At 66.0% G+C, this 17938-nt stretch carries 16 protein-coding genes; 8 read left to right on the top strand and 8 right to left on the bottom strand.

Annotated elements, in window-relative coordinates:
* Positions 1 to 4: 4 nt before the first annotated feature.
* Positions 5 to 2389 (bottom strand): xanthine dehydrogenase family protein molybdopterin-binding subunit, encoded by a 2385-nt coding sequence (locus RSO01_RS28810; protein ID WP_170303429.1) that lies wholly within the window; start codon positions 2387 to 2389, stop codon positions 5 to 7.
* Positions 2390 to 2528: 139 nt separating this feature from the next.
* Between RSO01_RS28810 and RSO01_RS28805 the strand changes: the two genes are divergently transcribed.
* From RSO01_RS28805 to RSO01_RS28800, 3 genes are all read left to right on the top strand, one after another.
* Positions 2529 to 3296, top strand: coding sequence for a bestrophin-like domain (locus tag RSO01_RS28805; RefSeq protein ID WP_147154012.1), 768 nt, complete (start codon positions 2529 to 2531; stop codon positions 3294 to 3296).
* 123 nt (positions 3297 to 3419) lie between these two features.
* Positions 3420 to 3563, top strand: coding sequence for a hypothetical protein (locus RSO01_RS47570; RefSeq protein ID WP_170303428.1), 144 nt, complete (start codon positions 3420 to 3422; stop codon positions 3561 to 3563).
* Positions 3564 to 3575: 12 nt separating this feature from the next.
* Positions 3576 to 3755 (top strand): hypothetical protein, encoded by a 180-nt coding sequence (locus tag RSO01_RS28800; RefSeq protein ID WP_147154011.1) that lies wholly within the window; start codon positions 3576 to 3578, stop codon positions 3753 to 3755.
* A gap of 134 nt (positions 3756 to 3889) precedes the next feature.
* Here RSO01_RS28800 and RSO01_RS28795 read toward each other — a convergent pair whose 3' ends face one another.
* The 3 genes from RSO01_RS28795 to RSO01_RS28785 all read right to left on the bottom strand — a co-directional run bounded on the left by RSO01_RS28795 (position 3890) and on the right by RSO01_RS28785 (position 6607).
* Complete coding sequence (locus RSO01_RS28795) at positions 3890 to 4495, bottom strand: TetR/AcrR family transcriptional regulator (RefSeq protein ID WP_147154010.1); 606 nt, start codon at positions 4493 to 4495, stop codon at positions 3890 to 3892.
* A gap of 76 nt (positions 4496 to 4571) precedes the next feature.
* Complete coding sequence (locus tag RSO01_RS28790) at positions 4572 to 4994, bottom strand: gluconate 2-dehydrogenase subunit 3 family protein (RefSeq protein ID WP_147154009.1); 423 nt, start codon at positions 4992 to 4994, stop codon at positions 4572 to 4574.
* An 11-nt stretch (positions 4995 to 5005) separates the two neighbouring features.
* A complete protein-coding gene (locus RSO01_RS28785) occupies positions 5006 to 6607 on the bottom strand; it encodes a GMC family oxidoreductase (RefSeq protein WP_147154008.1) in 1602 nt (533 codons plus the stop codon).
* A gap of 281 nt (positions 6608 to 6888) precedes the next feature.
* Here RSO01_RS28785 and RSO01_RS28780 point away from each other — a divergent pair, with 281 nt between their 5' ends.
* The 5 genes from RSO01_RS28780 (at position 6889) to RSO01_RS28760 (ending at position 12387) form a co-directional block, all read left to right on the top strand.
* On the top strand, positions 6889 to 7074 hold the full coding sequence (locus RSO01_RS28780; RefSeq protein WP_147154007.1) for a hypothetical protein: 186 nt from the start codon (positions 6889 to 6891) through the stop codon (positions 7072 to 7074).
* 173 nt (positions 7075 to 7247) lie between these two features.
* Positions 7248 to 8168, top strand: a complete 921-nt coding sequence (gene ku / locus RSO01_RS28775) for a non-homologous end joining protein Ku (RefSeq protein WP_147154006.1) — start codon at positions 7248 to 7250, stop codon at positions 8166 to 8168.
* Positions 8169 to 8177: 9 nt separating this feature from the next.
* Positions 8178 to 9281, top strand: coding sequence for a tetratricopeptide repeat protein (locus RSO01_RS28770; protein ID WP_147154005.1), 1104 nt, complete (start codon positions 8178 to 8180; stop codon positions 9279 to 9281).
* A 308-nt stretch (positions 9282 to 9589) separates the two neighbouring features.
* Positions 9590 to 11506: an AAA family ATPase gene (locus RSO01_RS28765; protein ID WP_170303427.1), complete on the top strand. Its 1917-nt coding sequence runs from the start codon at positions 9590 to 9592 to the stop codon at positions 11504 to 11506.
* Positions 11503 to 12387, top strand: a complete 885-nt coding sequence (locus RSO01_RS28760; protein WP_147154003.1) for an HNH endonuclease family protein — start codon at positions 11503 to 11505, stop codon at positions 12385 to 12387. Before RSO01_RS28765 ends, RSO01_RS28760 begins: the two co-directional genes overlap by 4 nt.
* A 140-nt stretch (positions 12388 to 12527) precedes the next feature.
* Here the strand turns inward: RSO01_RS28760 and RSO01_RS28755 are convergent, their stop codons facing one another.
* From RSO01_RS28755 to RSO01_RS28740, 4 genes are all read right to left on the bottom strand, one after another.
* Positions 12528 to 14612 (bottom strand): P-loop ATPase, Sll1717 family, encoded by a 2085-nt coding sequence (locus RSO01_RS28755; RefSeq protein ID WP_147154002.1) that lies wholly within the window; start codon positions 14610 to 14612, stop codon positions 12528 to 12530.
* 241 nt (positions 14613 to 14853) lie between these two features.
* Positions 14854 to 15180: a DUF1476 domain-containing protein gene (locus RSO01_RS28750; protein ID WP_147154001.1), complete on the bottom strand. Its 327-nt coding sequence runs from the start codon at positions 15178 to 15180 to the stop codon at positions 14854 to 14856.
* Positions 15181 to 15264: 84 nt separating this feature from the next.
* Positions 15265 to 15627 (bottom strand): hypothetical protein, encoded by a 363-nt coding sequence (locus RSO01_RS28745; RefSeq protein ID WP_147154000.1) that lies wholly within the window; start codon positions 15625 to 15627, stop codon positions 15265 to 15267.
* 158 nt (positions 15628 to 15785) lie between these two features.
* The gene (locus RSO01_RS28740) at positions 15786 to 17918 is read right to left on the bottom strand and encodes an adenylate/guanylate cyclase domain-containing protein (RefSeq protein ID WP_147153999.1); all 2133 of its coding nucleotides are present in this window, start codon (positions 17916 to 17918) and stop codon (positions 15786 to 15788) included.
* Positions 17919 to 17938 lie beyond the last annotated feature (20 nt).

The raw sequence follows: 17938 nt of genomic DNA, 5'->3' as shown, positions 1-17938 counted from the left end.
CTCGCTACGTTCGGCTTCGGTCGGGATGACGGGACTTTGCGACCGCTTTCAGGATGTGTTCCGGCTTCATCGGCGTGGCGTTGATCTCGACCTTGAACGGCGCGAGCGCGTCGCAGATTGCGTTGGCCACCGCCGCAGGCGGCGCAATGGCGCCGCCCTCGCCTACGCCCTTCACGCCCAATGGATTCAAGGGTGACGGCGACTCCTGGTGCAGCAGTTCCACGCTCGGCATGTCGCCGGCCCGCGGCATTGCATAATCCATCAGCGAACCCGTCAACAGCTGGCCCTGCCGGTCGTATATGAATTCCTCGAACAGGGCGCCGCCCAGCCCCTGCACCGTGCCGCCGACGACCTGGCCATCGACCAGCATGGGATTGATGACGACGCCGCAATCGTGCGCCACGACGTAGCGGTCGATCGCGATGCTGCCCGATGCCATGTCCACCTCGACCAAGGCGAGATGGGTGGCGTTGGCCCAGGTGACCGTCGGCGGTTCCCAATAAAAGATTTCCTCGAGGCCGGCATCGACGCCCGCCGGACGGCGATGATCCCAGCCGGGGCGGGCCGCCTGCGCCACGGCGGCGAGCGTCACTTCCATGCCGGGAACGCCGACGACGCCCACCTTGCCACGACGCAGCTCGAGGTCGGCCGGCGCGCACTCCATCATGTTGCCGGCGATGGCGAACACTTTTGCACGCAGTCGCTCGCTCGCGTAGTGGATCGCAGCGGACAGATTCACGGTGCTGCGGCTGGCGATCGTGCCGAAGCCGATGGCGATCTGCGATGTGTCGCCCAATGCGATGACGATGTCCTGCGGATCGACCGACCAGAGGTCGGCCACGACCTGGGCGAAGATCGTCTCCATGCCCTGCCCCTGGGAACAGGCGCCCGAGCTGACGGTGATCGAGCCGTTCGATTCGATGCGCACCAGCGCGCTCTCGAACGGCCCGACGCCGGTGCCCTCGACGTAGCTCGCAACGCCGAGGCCGAGACAGCGGCCGTGACGCCGCGCCTCCTGCTGGCGCTGGCGGAACGCGGCCAGGCCGCCGATCGCCTGCAGGGCCTTGTCCATGCCGCCGGGAAAGTCGCCGCTGTCGTAGACGATCGGCTCGCCGTCGCGATAGGGCAGGCCCATGGCGCAGGGCATCTCCTGCGGATGGATCATGTTGCGGCGCCGGACCTCGGTGGGTTCGAGGCCCAGCGTCTGCGCGATCAGGTCCATGGTCCGCTCCATGGCGAAGGCCGCCTCCGGCCGGCCGGCGCCGCGATAGGGCGCATTGGGCACCTTGTTGGTCGCCACGATGCGCGCCGTCGCGGCGAAATTCGCGATCCGGTAGGGGCCGAGCAGATGGACGGCGGTGTTGTAGGCGATGGCGACGCCGATCGGATTCCACGCCCCGCAATCGACCAGGAAGGTGTCGCGAAAGGCCAGGACATGGCCTTCGGAATCGAAGCCGACCTCGACCTCGTGCAGCTGGTCGCGTGAATGGCAGGAGCACAAAAGATGCTCCTGCCTCTCCTCGATCCAGCGCACCGGGCGCCCGACCAGGCGGGCGAGGAAGGGGACCAGCAGGTCCTCGGGGTAGATGTGGCCCTTGGTGCCGAAGCCGCCGCCGACATCGAGCGCCACGCAGCGGACGCGCGCCTCGGGCAGCCGCAGAAAGGAAGCGGCCGCGCGGCGAACGTTGTGCACCACCTGGGTCGCCGACCAGATGGTGACGGAATCGGTGCGCGGATCGTGGGCCGCGATCACGCCACGGCACTCGATGGGAAGGCCGGCGTAGCGATGCGTGTAGAAGCGGCGGCGGAGGCTGTGGGGAGCGGCGGCGAGCGCAGCCGCAACCGTGCCTTTCTCGATGGCGAGCTCGCCGATCAGGTTGGTGGCGAACTCTTCGTGGAGGACCGCCGACTCCGGCGCCAGCGCGGCCTCGGCCTCGACGACGGCCGCCAGCGGCTCGATGTCGACAGCGACCAGCTCGGCGGCATCGAGCGCCTGGTCGCGGCTCTCGGCCACGACCACGGCGACCGCCTCGCCGACATGGCGGACCTTGCCCACGGCCAGCATCGGCTGTTGCGGATTGTGGATGGCGTGCTGCACCTGGGTTCGCCACTTGGACGGCAGCGACAGCTGCCCGCCGGCAACGGGCGGCGCGAGACGCAGCAGCTCCTCGCCCGTGAGCACGCGCACGACACCCGGCATCGCTGCGGCGGCGCCGGCATCGATCGCGCGGATGCGGCCGTGCGCATGTTGGCTCCTGATGAAGACGGCATGCAGCATGCCCGGCAGGACGAGATCGGCGACGAACTGCCCGCGTCCCGTCAGCAGGCGATGATCCTCCCGCCGCGGCATCGAGCGTCCGACGAAGCGCGGCGATTCTTCGCCGACCATCTGCTGCATCTCCCGTGGCAGTCGGTAGCTGCTTGCTGGGAACTATGGCGTCGGCGGTGTGGTGCGGCAACCGTCCCGGCCTGCTGTGCGATCGAGCCATGCACAGCCGCTGCTGGAGCACCGCTGCTATGATCGCGGAATGACCTATGTCAGCCTCCATCCGGCGCTCGTCTTCGTCCTCAGCTTCGTTGTCCTTTGGCTGGCAGCCTGGGCCGGCGCGCGATACCGGCGTGGCCGTGCCATGGCGGCGGAGACGCGCCAGGACTACAACCTCATCCTGGCCGCGTCGCTCACCCTGCTCGGCCTGCTGATCGGCTTCAGCTTCTCGATGGCGGCGAGCCGCTATGACCAGCGCAAGAACCTGGAGGCGGCGGAAGCCAACGCCATCGGCACCGCGTTCCTGCGCGCCGATCTGCTGGAGACCGCCGATCGCACCAGGCTGCGGACCATGCTGGTGCGCTACGTCGAGCTGCGTATCCGCTACTACCGCGCGGGACAGGCCGACGTCGCGCCGATCGATGCCGAGACGGCGCGCCTGCAGAACGAGATGTGGACGGCCGTGACCGGCGCCGCGAAACAGCGCGCCGACGCGATGGCCGCCCTGGTGGTTGCCGGCATGAACGAGGTCATCAATGCGCAAGGCTACACGCAGGCGGCCTGGTGGAACCGCCTGCCGACCGCCGCGGTGCTGATGATGGCCGCCATCGCGCTCGGCTGTAACCTGATGATCGGCTACGGCGCTCCCAGCATCACGCCGCGCAATCCGCTGCTTGCCGTCCTGCCGCTGCTCGTTGCCGTCGCCGTGTGCCTGATCGACGACATCGATACGCCGCGCCACGGCCTCATCGAAGTGATGCCGAGAAATCTCACGGCGCTGCTCGGCAGCTTGAAACCGTCCGGGCCTTAGCGCCCACGGCGGAGGGCGTGCCACGATACAGACGATACCTTGTTGCCCGGTTCGCAACACAGCGGAGATACGGCGGAGCGCTACTCAGCCGTTGCACAAGGTTGAGCTATTCGGAGCGAGATCATGTCGTCGATCACCGTTTCCAGGCAGTCTTCCGACCACCTCCATCGCTTGAAGAGTCGATGGCAGCGCGGCCCGGCGATCGAATATGCGCTGATCGCTCTGCTTGTCGGCTTTTCGACGTTCCAGTTTCTCCGTGTCTTGTGAACAGGTGCTGACATGTTCGTCGTTCGCAGCGAAGGCGGCCGGGTCGCAGCGGCCTATCTGGATGAGCAATTCCCCGGGCAGGAGTGGCTGCCGATCGACAGCGGCTCGTTGCAGGCATTCCTGGCCGCGGCGCCGAGGTCGAGGCGATCCCCGGGGTTGAGGCGTCAGCACCTCGGCCAGATTCGCCGCTAAATTCCCCGTCATCCCGACCGGAGCCGAGCGCAGCGAGGCGAAGCGGAGGGACCTGTTTTTGTAGACGCATCGACAAGAGAGGTCCCTCGACTGCGCCGCCCTCCGGGCGGCTTCGCTCGGGATGACGGTTGAAGTTACGGCAGCATCCGGTCGATCGCCGCACGCCATACGGCTTGCGCGGCCTCTGGCGACAGGCCGTGGCAGAAGCGCATCTGGTCCCAGCTTTCGAAGCTGGTCAGCACAGCCAACCCAATGAGCAGCTGATCGCGCGGCGCCTCGGGCAGGGTGGCAAGCTCCGGCGTATACATGAGCTTCATGCGCTCGATATTGGCGAGGCGCACCAGAACCACGCGCATCTTCAGGTCGTCGATCTGATCCTGGCTGGTGATGATACGCCACAAGGGCAGCCATTTTTCGCAGGCGAACGCGCGGGTCTCCACGTGGGACCGGATCCGGGTCGGACGGTCCCCGTCGACATCGCGCGCCACCGCCTCTGCCTGGCCCTGGGCAATGGCGTAGTCCGCCGTCGCCAGGCTGAGCGCATCGAGATCGGCAAAGCGCTCGAAGATCGAACGCGTCGAGTATCCAGCCTCCTCGGCGATCTGGGCCGCCGTCGGCATCACGCCATGCCGGCGCAGCAGCTCCAGATAGGCCTGGATGATTGTGAGTCTGGTTCGTTCACTTCGCTGGCGGCGACCGTCGATCTTCGCAACGCCAGGGGAGGTTGCAAGCGACATCATTTACAAGTGATGACACAGAACGCGCCAGTTACCCAGGCGACATTTCGCCCACCTCAAGCGGCGGAGGTTCGCCCGGTCAGGTTTGCCGCCAGAACGGCTTGCGCTGGCGCGTCGCCTGGAGAATCGCGGGATCGAACGGCGCCAGCGGAAAGCCTTCCGGCTGCAGCGGTCCGCCCCGCCAGCCGACTCGCCTGTGCACGCGCGGCTCGCTGTAATAAGCGAGATAGACGAGCTCCAGGACGGCATTGAATGCGGCACCATCCGCCGCCTCGAGGTCGCGGAGCAGCGCGTCCTGTTGCGCAGGCAGCAGCCCGGCAGACCACGTCGACGCGAGCTTTTCGATGAAGATCACAACCGCGTGATGGTAGGGCGCGTGCCGCCGCGCGAGCGAGTCGACCTCCGGCGCCAGGCCCATCGCGCCCGCGCCGGGCAGGTCGTCGATCGGCGGGACCAGGCGATCCATCGCCCCGCTCAGGATCGTCATTTGCGTATCGGTCATGGGTGGGTTGGTCATCGATTGTGTGCCTTGCGGATATGATCGGCGGCGCGCAGCGCGATCGCCTGCAGCGTGGGCGTCGGATTGACCGAGGCGCCGGTCACGAACACGCTGCCATCGACGACGTAGAGATTGTCGACGTCGTGCGCCCGGCAGCTGTGGTCGACGACGGAGCGGCGCGGATCGTCGCCCATGCGCGCGGTGCCCATGAGATGCCAGCCCGAGGGACGCAGCTGCACGGTCGCTTTCACCGTATGGGCGCCGGCCGCGTCCAGCACCGTCTCGGCCTGCCGGCAGGCATGCGCCATCATGCGGGCCGAGTTCTCGGACAGGCGATAGGACACTTTCGGCGCGGCGATGCCGTTGGAATCGGTCAGCGATTCAGAAAGCTCGACGCGATTGTGCTCCTCGGGCAGGTCCTCACCCAGCGCGATCACGGTGGTCGAATTGCCGAAGCGCATGGCGAAGTCGGCATGATGGCGCTCGCCCCAGGCGACCGGAGCCATGGTGAATCCCATCGCCGTGCGCGCCGGGCCGGTGCTGCGATTCATCTGGAAGGTGTAGCCGCGCACGAAGCCGCGCGCGCTGTCGGTCTCGTAGAACTCCTGCGACAGCAGGATGTTGCCGAGGGGACCGCGGTAGGTCGGATCGAGGCCGTCAGAAAAGAAACCGGTGATCGCGGCACACGGGTGGAACATCAGGTTGCGGCCCAAAAGCCCGCTCGAATTGGCGAGGCCGTTGGGATGGCGTTCGCTCTTCGACAACAGCAGCAGGCGCGGCGTGCCGATGCCGTTGGTGGCAACGACCACCACGCGCGCCGGCTGGAACTGGACGTTGCCGTCGGCATCGAAGTAGCGCGCGCCGGTGGCCCGTCCGGTCGTCGCATCGGTGGTGACCTCGAACACCCGCGCTTTGGTGCGCAGCTCCACGCCGTTGGCGATCGCCGCCGGCCAATAGGTCACGTCGGTCGAGGCCTTGGCCTGCACGGTGCAGCCGAGGCCATTGGGGCCGCAGTTGTTGCAGGCCGCCCGCCCACGGTAGGGCACCGAATTGATGTAGGAGTCCGACGGCCACCAGTGCCAGCCGAGGCTGTCGAAGCCGCGCGCCAGCCGTTCGCCGTCCGGCCCGAGCGGCAGCGACGGCATGGGCCGTGGCGCGCGCGGCGGATTGGCGGGATCGCCGGCGGTGCCGGAGCAGCCCATCCACTGGTCGTTGAGGTCGTAGTAGGGTTCCAGATCGAAATACGACAGCGGCCAGTCGTCGGCGACGCCGTCCTGGCTGCGGACGCGGAAGTCGGAGGGGTGGAAGCGCGGGGCGTGCGCGGTCCAGTGGACGGTGCTGCCGCCCACCGCGTTGAACATTAGCGGCGTGACGTCCGACCCCGTGTCATCGACCGGATAATCTTCCGGCAGCGCGCGCACGTTGGGATTGAAGCTGAAGCTGGTGGCGCCGCGGAACTCCCAGTCGGGGAAGGACGTCGAATATTCGCCGGGCTTGTGCCAGCGGCCCTGTTCGAGACAGACGATGCGGAGACCGGCGTCGGACAACCGCCAGGCCACTGCAGCCCCGGAGGCGCCGGCGCCGATGATCAGTATGTCGGCCAGATCGTGTGCCATGCCCAGTGCCCCCCAATCGTTCCGATTCAACGATCCGGAGCGGCGGAGAGCAAGGACGTTCATGCGCCCGACTTCAGGCGGTTAGCCGGCCCTTCCATGGCTCAAAAATGCTCTGCTGAGGCCTCTTGCGAAACGCCAGCGTCCCACCAGCTAGATTAGGCTTCAACACAGCGCCTGATGGACGGCGCGTGAAGCGCAGCCGCCGTATCAGGAAGCGCAACGCATCAAATCCCACGCGCCGTGACATCCAGTAGAGGATTCGCCGAAATCAAGGGATCGAAATGAACAAGTTGATGGTTGTCGCTGCGCTTGGATTTCTCGGCCTCTCTGCTTGCGAGCAGAGGCTTTCTGACGATTCATCCAACGACCCAGGCCCTCCAGCGAGCGAAGGCAAGCCGGTCTACGCGCCCACCCCGTGGCAAGAGCCGGAATTCATGCGGCGCGGCGCTGACAGCGGCCGCAATTGAGCGGCGCTGAGTAGCGAGTGCTCAGCGGCGTTGTCCTTTTGTTCGGTGGTGCGGAGCGCATCCGGTACGCCGCGCCATCGTTAACCAGAGAGTTTGTATCAATCGTCTCAAATTAGACCTGTCAGCCTCTCTGAAGTAAAATCCCTGCCACCCTCGCATCCTGGAGTCTTTCGATGCCGCGTTCTTCGTGGAAGGGCTACCTCAAGCTGTCGTTGGTCTCGTGCGCCGTCGCGCTCTACAACGCCTCGTCGTCGTCGGATCGGGTGTCGTTCAACAACCTGAACCGCAAGACCGGCAACCGGCTGAAGCAGAACCTGGTCGACAGCGTGACGGGTGAGCCGGTCGACACGGCCGACCGCGTCAAGGGCTACCAGGTCGCCAAGGGCCAGTACGTCATGGTCGAGGATGACGAGATCGAGGCGCTCAAGATCGAGAGCACCAAGACGATCGAGATCGAGACCTTCGTGCCGGCCTCGGAGATCGACGAGATCTACATCGACAGCCCCTACTACCTCGCGCCTGACGACAAGGTCGCCGAGGAGGCGTTCGCCGTCATCCGCGAGGCCATGACCAAGAAGAAGATGGTCGGCATCGGCCGCATCGTGCTGGCCCGCCGCGAGCGCATGCTGATGCTGCAGCCGCGCGACAAGGGCATGCTGGCGACCACGCTGCGCTATCCCTACGAGGTGCGGGCGGGCAGCGAGATCTTCGACGAGATCGGCGACACCAAGCTGCCGGCCGAGATGCTCGACATCGCCCAGGAGATCATCAACCGCATGTCGGGCCACTTCGAGCCCGACACCTTCACCGACCGCTACGAGGAGGCCGTCGTCGCCATGCTGCGCGCCAAGCAGCAGGGCCAGACCTTTACAGTCCCTGAGCCCTCGCAGCCGGCCAACGTCGTCAACATCATGGACGCGCTGAAGAAGAGCCTCGAGGCCGCGGGCGGCGACGGCGCCGTGCGCCGGCCGCGCGCGCCCAGCAAGACGGCCGGAGAAATGGAAGGGGCAAGGGCGCCGGCCGCCGCCGCCAAGGGAGCAGCGCGCAAACCGGTGGCAAAGAAACCGGCGGCGCGCAAAGCGGCGCGCGGGTAGCGGGCAACCGTGCCCCTCGCCGGTGAGACCATCTTTCTCGTCGGCCGCATCCAGGGACTGACGCGGCGCCGCCTTGACACGCTGGTGCGCCTGCGCGAGGCGAAGCTCGCGACGCGGCCGGGCCGTACCGTCACCACGATCGCCTTCGGCCACTCGGCAGTGGCGCGCGCGCTCGACGACGGCCGCGTCGCCCTGCCAACCGGCATGCCGGCGACGGCGGCGTTGATCAGCGAGAACGTGCTGCGCCGCGAGCTCGGCCTGCTGGCGCCGCCCGCGGAGGTCGACCGCAGCATGGGCCGCGCCGAGATCGAGCGGCTGAGCGGGCTCTCGCCCAACCTCCTCTCCTGCCTGGTGCTGTTCGACGTGCTGGAACCGGTCGACGAACGCTTCGCCTGGAGCGACCTCGTCGCCGCGCGCGAGGCGGCGCGTCTCTTGAAGCAGGGCGTCGCCATCGGCGACGTGCTGGAGGCGTCGGTCGCGCTGCGCCGGCGCGGCGGCACTCTCGCCGAGGCGCGCCTGACCGAAGGCCCCACGGGCGAGCTTCTGCGCCAGGTCGGCGGCCAGCTCGCCGAGCTCTCGGGCCAGCTCACGATGTTCGGCGGACAAGGTCAGCAGAAGCCGCGCAGCATCGACGACCTCTTACTCGAGGCTGAAGAAGCCGAGCTTGCGGGCGACCACGCCACGGCCGAGAGCCTCTACACCACGGCGATGCGTGCCGACACCGCCGACCCGGTGCTGCCGTTCAACCTCGGCAACGTCTTCCAGGCGCAGGGCCGCGGCCCCGAGGCCAAGGTGGCGTGGCAGATCGCGGTGGCGCGCGATCCCGCGTTCGCCGAGGCCTGGTACAATCTCGCGCTGGCGGCCGAGGACGAGGAGCAGACCGACCTCGCCATCGCCGAGTACCGGCGCGCGGTGAAGGCGCAGCCCGACTGGGGCGACGCGCACTTCAACCTGGCGCTGCTGCTCACCAAGATCGAGCGCTGCGACGAGGCACTGGCGGCGTGGCAGCGCTTCCTCGAGGTCGAGCCCGCGGGCAAGCACGCCGCCACCGCCCAGAAGGCGATCGCGCTCTGCCGCATGAAGATCCAGCAGGACAAGGCGCAGACCGGATAGGGCAGCGCCAAGCGGGCTTGGCAAATGTGTACCCTGACTTACAGTAAGGGCTCGCCACTGACGAAGGCGCACTCGCCATGATCAGGATCAGCCGCCCGCCTCTCGAGACCATCCCTGAGTTGGGGGAGTGGAGGTACGCTGCCGCAAAGAACACGGCGATACTGGCCAAACACCACGAGCGTCGTGACGGGCGCCGTCTGAACTTCAAATCCGCAATCTGGCATCAGGCGCGACCTGTCCTTGTGAAGGTCTTTCGTTCCAAGTGCGCGGCCTGCGAGTCGCGCCTTGGCGTCAACACCTTCGTGAGCGTGGCTCATTTCAGGCCCAAGAGCGTGGTGGTCGAAGACAAGTCCTCCCAGGGTTACTGGTGGCTGGCCTATGATTGGGACAACTTGTTCGTCCTCTGCCCCCGCTGCAACCAGATGAAGGGGGCCCGCTTTCCGATTCCGATCAATGCAAAGCGCGCTTTGAGCCCTGGCGACAATCTTTCGAACGAAAGGCCGCTCCTGCTCAATCCCTGTGTCGAAGATCCGAATGCCCATCTGGCCTTCGACGACAGCGGCCTTGTCGTCGGGCAAACCGAGCGCGGGCGCATCACCATCGAGATCTACGGGCTGAACCGCGAGGAGCTGGTATCGGCGCGGCAGCTTGCCATCGCGAACAAGCTGGACCTGTGGAGAGTGAGCCTCAACGAGATAAGAAGAAGCGACCAGACGGCGGTGGACCGTCTCGCTGTCGGCGAGGACGTGGAATACGCGGCCGCCCTCCGGGCGGCGTCGCATCGGTTCGTATTGGAGAACGAACGCGCCCTCATGCACTCGGCGGTGGGCCGCAGGTTCATCGGCCGGGCAAGGAAGGCGAGGCCGATCGGCCACGAGCAGATCGAACGCCTCGCATCGGCGGCCAAGCGGAAGGAAGTAGCGTATTCAGTCGAGAGCGCGGCGGATACCGACAGCGCCGCCTTCCTCGCGGCGCGGCGGCGCATCGAGCGAATCGAGATCAGGGATTTCAAGTCGATCAAGCAACTGTCGATCCGGTTTCCCGTTCCCCAGTCCGAAGACGAGGCCTGGCTGATGCTGCTGGGTGAAAACGCCACCGGCAAGAGCTCGGTCCTTCAGGCGGTGGCGCTGGCGCTCATGGGCTCGGCGCATGCCAACGCGCTCGGGCTCGATGCCAAATCCTTCCTGCGCCACAACGCCGACAGCCGGGAGGGCTCGGTCGAAGTCCACCTGACCAACCTCAACGACCCGGTGCGGATGACGTTCGGCAAGGACGTCGACGGCTTCCAGGTCACGCCGGCCGAGCCGAAAGTCCTGCTGCTGGGATACGGCGCGACCCGGCTGCTGCCGCGGCCGGGCCTCGGCGCAAGCGATGAGAACAAGTACATCCGCATCAAGAACCTGTTCGATCCGACCGCCCCCCTGAACGACGCCGAGGCGTGGCTGTCGGACAAGACCAAGGTGTCCCAGGACAAGTTCGAGGAGGTCGCCGAAGCGCTCAGGGAGGCGCTGCTGCTGCCGCCCACCGTCAAGGCGGATCGCGAGCGTGGCCATGTCGAGTTCGTCCACCCCGACGATCGCCTGCGACTCTCCGACCTGAGCGACGGCTATCAGTCGGTCATCGCGATGGTCGCCGACATCGCGTTCTGCGTTTTCGAAAAGTGGGGAAGCATCGAGGAAGCCGAGGCCATCGTCCTGCTCGACGAGATCGAGGTCCATCTGCATCCGCGCTGGAAGATGACGATCGTCGAACGGCTGCGCCGGTGCTTTCCGCGCCTGTCGTTCATCACCACGACCCACGATCCGCTGTGCCTGCGCGGCCTGCACAGCAACGAGGTCATGGTGCTGCGCCGCGCCGCCGACGGAGCGATCGACACGCTCACCGATATTCCCGATCTCGACAGCTACCGCGCCGACCAGCTGCTCACGAGTCCCCTGTTCGATCTCGTGACGACACGCGGCCCGCGAACCGAGGAGGATCGGGCCCGCTATGGCGTCCTGCTGGAAAAGAAGCGGCGTTCGCCCGCGGAGGAAGCCGAGTACCTCGAACTCGAGGCCAAGCTCGGCGCGCTCAGCATTGACGAGACGGTCAGGCCCGACACGGCCGCCGCACGCATCGACGATGTCAATCTCGACGCCGCGGTGCAGCAGATCACCGCCGGCCTCTCGGAGGAGATCCGCAGGCAGATCGCAAAGGTCATCGTGCCGGCCGGAGAGGCGGAATGATCCGCCTGACACCGACCGAGCCGACGACGCCGGAGTGGAAGAAGTGGCGGGACGAAGCGAAGGCTGGCCACAAACTTCTGCGCACGCAGCTGCAGAAGAAAGGAACGTTCGACGTCAACGAGAGTCTCTACAAGCGCATGAAGAAGACGCTGCTTGAGATGTATCACGGCAAATGCGTCTATTGTGAAACGCCTCTCGTTCTCAGCAGCTGGTGCCAGCTCGATCATTTCCGGCCGAAGAACGAGGTGCTCGACGAGCACAAGCGCCCGGTCTCTGTCGACCGCAAGGGCAAGCCGCACACCGGCTACTATTGGCTGGTTTACGAGTGGACAAACCTGCTGCCCTCTTGCGCGGTCTGCAACGGGCACAAAGGCGCGATCTTTCCGGTTCATCCCGGCTCCGTCCATGCGCGACATCCTGGCAAGGAAGAGGGCGAGAAGCCGATCTTCCTTCATCCGACCAAGGACGACCCCGCCGACCATTTCGAGTACATCGCCTCGACTGGATACCTCAAGAGCAAGAGCTTGCGGGGCAAGAGTTGCATCGACCTGCTCGATCTCAATCGCGGCCCGCTGTGCGATGCGCGCAAGACCGCCTACCAGGCGTATGTCGGGCTGGTCTCCGACCTCCTGCATGCGGTGAAGGAAGCGGAGGCGCTACCGGCCAGAAAACTCGCCGATCTCAAGGCGACCCTGCAGGGCGTCGCCAAGTACTCCCTGGTTGGTCGCAGCGCGCTCAAGCAATGCGAAGGAGCGCTTCAAGAGGTGTTCAGGACAACCAACGTTGGGTCACGCAAGCCGCGCCGCGGCGCTTCCTCGAAGTCGAGTCGTCGGGCACGCACGCCGCCACTGTCCAGAAGGCGATCGCGCTCTGCCGCATGAGGAACCAGCAGGACAAGGCGCAGGCGGGGTAAGCCTCGCTCCCAGCGAAGCGCGGACCGCGGGCGTCTCGCCCGCCTCATGATTCATGAGCGGGCCGGCGGCCCGCGGTCCGCGCTTCGCTGGAAGAGCATGAGCAGCCGTCACCGGAAATCGACCCGGTGGATGGCGGTGAGGATCGGGTCTTCATTGCCGCTCTTGGCGATGTCGAAGCGTCCATCCGTGCAGGCGAGGTTCCTGAGGTCGTCGGGGCCGAGCGTGACGAAATCGAAGGGCAGGTGCGTGCCCCGGTCCTCTTCGACATGGCGGATGAAGTCATCGGTGACGTAGATCTGTCCTGATTCGACGTGAGGCTCCAGGCGGGCCGCGTTCTGCAGCGCCATGCCGTACGGCTCCTTCTGCCGGGGGCCGTCGGCGATCTCGACGAAGCCGGCATCTCCGGCAAAGCGCAGCTGCGCGCCGAACTCCGACCGGCCGAGCTCACGCTGGATGTTGCGCGCCGCCTGGAGCAGCTTGACCGGATTGGCGTCGATCAGCGTCAGCGAATCGCCTTGCGAGCGCTCGGCATGATCGAGCTTCGCGGCGAACTCCGACACGATCGAATCGAAGACCGTGGCGAAGGCCTTGGTCCTGAGGCCATCACGCATCGTTGCCGAATGGCCCTTCACGTCACCCTGCAGGACGTAGCGGATCTCGCGCTCGCGCGACCATCGGCGCCCGCGGCCGATGATGTTGCGGTCGTTGAGGTTCTCGAAATAGGCCGGGTTGCGTTCGGCGATCAGGTCATCCAGCGCGGGATGGACGAGATAGGTCCGCGCCGGCGGCAGGATCCGGACGTTGTCGAGCGGATGCTCGCCGGGCAGGCGGAAGATCTGGACATCCTCGCCGGTCTCGGCGTCGCGGCCGACATAGCCCAGCAGGCCGAGCTTGTAGAGGGCGCAGAACGGATGCTCGGTGTGCAGCGCGGCCGCGCTGAACGCCTCCAGGCAGTCGGCAGCGTAGGTGCCGGCGATGCGCGCGAGATCATCGGGCGAGAGCACGTTGCGGTCGATCAGGCGCAGCAGCCGATCGGCGTCGAAGCCGTCGAGGTGCGGCGCCATCTCGGCGAAATAGGCCGTCGTGATGGTCTTGGCCTCCGAGCGCACGGCCTCGCGGACCCGGCGTTCGCTGCGCCCGGCCGGCGCAATGCTGGCGAGCGCCTTGCCGATCGAGACGACGTCGCGCGGACGGCCCAGGGTGTGCCGCAGCCAGAATCCCAGCACCTCCTCCTCCTCGCCGGTCACCGGATGGGTGACGCGCCGGAGCGGCCCGAAGAACGCGGCAACGGCATCCTTCGCGCGGGGGTCGGCCAAGTCCTGGTCGTCGGAGTGGGCGATGTTCTTGTGGATGATCTCCAGCAGATCGTCGTCGGTGTAGCTGATGATGAGCGATTTGCTGCGCAGCTGCTGGCCGAAGTAGGTGTCGCCGATGATGCCCTGCAGGACCTCCTTGCGGATCGACACGTAGATCTTGGCGTGCGTGTTGATGTGGCTGAGCTCGCGGGCGGCGGCGGCAATGCCGGACTGCGCAAGATGCCAGAAGCTCCGCTTGATCCTGCCGCCGGGCGCACTCGCAGCCGCCGGACGATCGCGCGCGGCAGCCATCTCGCGCAGGACGCCTTCGTAGTACTCGTCGATATTGTCGACGAAGATGGCCGTCGATTCGTGCAGGCGCCGGAAGGCCGGCAGCAGGGCGTCGTTGTAGTCGTTGTTGAGCTGGTGATAGGTGTTCACCGACGCCGACAGGATATGGTCGAAGATCTCCCAGACGGAAACGAGATTGTCGTCCTGGAAGATCGTCCTGAGCGAACGGCTGCACCGGCCGGGCACGTGCTTCATGGCCTTCAGCACGGCGATGGTGAAGGACAGCAGCCAGACCGACCGCCAGTAGGCTTCGCTGTCGCGCAGGTCGCCGTAGTCGCTGGTCGGTATGACGCTGGGCAGGCCGCCCGGCTTCTCGACCAGGGCGCCGCTCGGCAGGATGTGGGCGTACTTGTCCTGGATCGAGAGCCGCTTGGCCTTGAGGAGGAGCGTCTTGCCGAAGCCCTTCGGCGCGATGACGATCGTGGTGCCCTTCTCGTCCGGCCTCAGGAAGGATCTTATCTCCGGATTTGGATGGAGCAGATTCGAACGAAAATTGAGGATGTCTTCGGCATCCATCTCGCTCGCATCGATGATCCATGCCTGCATCGCTGACACCAATTCAGTTCATTGTGACGCGTCGGGCCCGGTCGTCTTGCGGCATCGGCGAGAGGCAGGTGCTTTGCGGCGATGCGCCGGTCGCCATTGCGCCGCGCAACCTGAACAGCGCCGCCCGGGGTTGCGATCAGCATGGGCCGGACCTCTTCGAGCCGTCAATGCCCTTTCCAGGCGCAGCCCGACGGGGGCGATGCGCAACGTTGGAGGCAGTCTCGGCCTACCGGGCGGGCGCCTACTTCATGTCCGCCATGAGCTGCGTCTTCGCCTCGGCCATCAGGCGCTCGGCCTGCTTGCGGATGGCCTGCTCCCCAGTCGGCTTTCCGGCGTTGGCGAGATCATTCACCAGCTTCTGGATGACGTCGTCGTCTCCCGGCTTCTCGAAGTCGGCGAGGACGACCTCCTTGGCGTAGCCCTCGGCGCCGGCGCCGCTCTTGCCCATGAGCTCGGCCGCCCACAAACCGAGCAGCTTGTTCTTGCGCGCATTGACCTTGAATTGCAGGTCCTGGTCCCGCTCGAACTTCTTCTCGAAGGACTTCTGGCGATCGTCGAACGTGGTCATGGCCGCTCCTGGGTTGACTCGTCGTGCTGGTGGAACGGGATATGGGGATGGCGCCGCGGTCTTACCACGTTGCCCTCCGTGCCGTTACGGGTCGGAGCTGACCAGAATCTGGTGTTCGTTTGCCGGAGTCGGGCCCGAGAATATTTCCGGGTGTGACAAGTAGATCTGGCGATCCCACTTGTAGAGCTCGCGGGTCTGCGGCTGAACGAATGCGATTTCATCTTCAAGCCAGAACAACGCCCATTCGCGCCCATCCTGGCAAATGGCGACTTCCCCCATGTCGTGAGGGCTGCCGACTTTCAGGACGAGCGGGCAGGGAACGCCATGGCGTTGGAGGAACCTGTGCGCGACGCCGTTCAATTCCTGCGCGTGGACGCCGCAGGAAAGAAGGAGCGTGCCGAGCGCGACGCACGTCGACCACGCCAAGGCTCCAAGCAAAGACTGCATGAGCTGCCTCGAAGTTCTGCGGCCACCCCACGCGTGGAGAGTAATCCGTCAGCGCATGCAGCACTGTGAGGAACGCCACATGCGGCGCTTGTGCGGAATGCCACAGAACCTGCCGCCCGTTCATGCTCTTCCGGACCGGAAGAGCATGAGCATGACGACTACAGCTTGAGCAGCCAGGCTTCGACCAGGCCTTTTCCTTTCACCTCGATGGCGCCACGCGGCTCGAAGACGAACTGGTCCTTGAGCTTCTCGTAGACCGGGCGCGTCACCTGGATCATGTCGGGCAGGCCGCCCGATTCCATGCGGCTGGCGAGGTTCACCGTGTCACCCCACAGGTCGTAGATGTACTTGCTCTTGCCGATGACTCCGGCGACCACCGGACCGCTGTTGACGCCGACGCGCAGTTTCATCGTGACCTTGTGCTGCATCGCGTGCTCGCGGGTGATGTAGACCATGCGGATGGCCATGCGCACCATGCGCTCCGTGTGGTCGGGCACCGGATCGGGCAAGCCGCAGACCGCCATGTAGGCATCGCCAACCGTCTTGATCTTCTCGATGCCCAGCTCGTGGGCGGCATCGTCGAAGCGGCTGAACAGGCCATTGAGCAAGGCCACCACGTCGGCCGGCGGCATCCCCGCCGACATCTGGGTGAAGCCTTCGATGTCGGCGAACCCCACGGTCACCTCGGCGAAGCCGTCGGCAATGCTCTGTTCGCCGCCGCGCAGACGATTGGCGATGGGCGCCGGCAGCACGTTCAGGAGCAACTCCTCGATCTCGCGATTCTTGTTTTCGATCAGCACGTTCTTTTCGCGCAGCTGATCGACCATCCTGTTGAACGCCGCACACAGAGTGCCGATCTCGTCGCGCGCCCGGACGGTTACCTTTGCACCGTAGTCGCCGGCGGCAAAGAGCCTTACCCCTGCCGTAAGCTCGCGCAACGGGCCGAGCAGGGAGCGCGACAGCCAGGCGCTGGTCAGGAGAACCACCACCAGCGCCAGCCCGCCGACCAAGGTCAGCTCGCGCTGCAGCGTCCTGATCGGCGCCAGCGCCTCGTCGCTGTCGATCTTGGCGATCAACGCCCACTTCGTTCCCGGGATTCCAAGCGGCCCCCACGAAGCCAGGGTCGGCCTGCCGTCGTAACCTGCAATCTCGCTGGTGCCTTCGAGGCCGGCCAAGCCGGCGCGCGTGGCTTCGGTGTCTATGTGCTGGTGGAGCACCGGCGTCCCATAGCGGCGGATCGCATCGACATTCGCGGGCTCCTGCCCACCGCTCTTGAGGCCGGCAAAGTAGAGGTCGCGATTCTCGTAGAAGGCACGCGGCGCCGAGCGCACGCGGCTGTCGGCGCCGACCAGATAGGCTTCGCCGGTGGCGCCGAAGCCGTCCTGTCGCCACTGCCGGTCGCCGGTGACGACGTTGTCGATTTCCTGGATCGAGAGCTGGGCCGCGAGCACCGCGATCACCTGCCCCTGATCGACGATCGGAGCGGCCATGAAGGCGATCGGGGCGCCGCCGGACGGCGCGTAAGGCGCGAAGTCCTCGAAACAAATGGCCGAGCGGTCGGCCGTGGTGGCGCATCGAGCGACCGCCGCCGCAAGGTTGGTCTGGCGGTAGAGTCCCGTGCGCAAGGAGGCGCCGAGGTCCACTTCCTTCAGCACCCCATAGACGATGCGGCCGGTGCGGGCGTCGATCAGGTTCAGGTCGAAGAAGCCGAAGCTTTTGGCCGCAGACCGCAGCAGGGGATGAGAAACCGCGTGCTGCCGGCTCCAGGCGCTGCCGTCATGGGCATCGTCGAGAAGTAGTCGGCGGTCCGGCGGATCGGGGTTGGCGACGATGTAGTGGTACTGCAGGTAATAGGCGGCATTGCCGTCCGGGAAGTACTGCTTGATGTCGGGCTCTTTGCCGAGGATGCGCTTCAGGTCGGGAGCGAACCGGGTGACGTACCAATCGTCCACCGCGCGGCGTGTGTCGGCCGGCACCTCGGACTTTTCGAGCGCCTCGAAGCCCGAGTTGAACCCGCGCGCCGCGTCGACGGCCATCTGCGTCGAGGCGAGGTGGCCGAGCTCATTGCGCAGGGTGCGGAAGTAGGTCTCGACCTGGCGCGCCTTGCTCTTGCGCGCAGTCGTGAGCTGGTTGTAGATCGCCTCCTGCAGCGAATCGCGGGCCCGCAAGTAGCCCATGATGCTGGTGACCAGCACCGCGATAGCGCCCAGCAGCAGCAGGATGGCGAACAATTTTACGGCGAGGCCCCATCGCACGTCGCGATCGGTCAACTCTGGATTCTTCGTGAGCATGTCACCATCAGGCGTGCTGC

The organism is Reyranella soli (assembly GCF_007992495.1).
Lineage (GTDB): Bacteria > Pseudomonadota > Alphaproteobacteria > Reyranellales > Reyranellaceae > Reyranella > Reyranella soli.
This window is presented reverse-complemented; position numbering and strand designations above follow the sequence as displayed.

Coding starts and splice junctions, on each gene's coding strand:
- RSO01_RS28810 (WP_170303429.1), bottom strand. CDS start 2,389: ATGGTCGGCGAAGAATCGCCGCGCTTCGTCGGACGCTCGATGCCGCGG.
- RSO01_RS28805 (WP_147154012.1), top strand. CDS start 2,529: ATGACCTATGTCAGCCTCCATCCGGCGCTCGTCTTCGTCCTCAGCTTC.
- RSO01_RS47570 (WP_170303428.1), top strand. CDS start 3,420: ATGTCGTCGATCACCGTTTCCAGGCAGTCTTCCGACCACCTCCATCGC.
- RSO01_RS28800 (WP_147154011.1), top strand. CDS start 3,576: ATGTTCGTCGTTCGCAGCGAAGGCGGCCGGGTCGCAGCGGCCTATCTG.
- RSO01_RS28795 (WP_147154010.1), bottom strand. CDS start 4,495: ATGATGTCGCTTGCAACCTCCCCTGGCGTTGCGAAGATCGACGGTCGC.
- RSO01_RS28790 (WP_147154009.1), bottom strand. CDS start 4,994: ATGACCGATACGCAAATGACGATCCTGAGCGGGGCGATGGATCGCCTG.
- RSO01_RS28785 (WP_147154008.1), bottom strand. CDS start 6,607: ATGGCACACGATCTGGCCGACATACTGATCATCGGCGCCGGCGCCTCC.
- RSO01_RS28780 (WP_147154007.1), top strand. CDS start 6,889: ATGAACAAGTTGATGGTTGTCGCTGCGCTTGGATTTCTCGGCCTCTCT.
- ku (WP_147154006.1), top strand. CDS start 7,248: ATGCCGCGTTCTTCGTGGAAGGGCTACCTCAAGCTGTCGTTGGTCTCG.
- RSO01_RS28760 (WP_147154003.1), top strand. CDS start 11,503: ATGATCCGCCTGACACCGACCGAGCCGACGACGCCGGAGTGGAAGAAG.
- RSO01_RS28755 (WP_147154002.1), bottom strand. CDS start 14,612: ATGCAGGCATGGATCATCGATGCGAGCGAGATGGATGCCGAAGACATC.
- RSO01_RS28750 (WP_147154001.1), bottom strand. CDS start 15,180: ATGACCACGTTCGACGATCGCCAGAAGTCCTTCGAGAAGAAGTTCGAG.
- RSO01_RS28745 (WP_147154000.1), bottom strand. CDS start 15,627: ATGCAGTCTTTGCTTGGAGCCTTGGCGTGGTCGACGTGCGTCGCGCTC.
- RSO01_RS28740 (WP_147153999.1), bottom strand. CDS start 17,918: ATGCTCACGAAGAATCCAGAGTTGACCGATCGCGACGTGCGATGGGGC.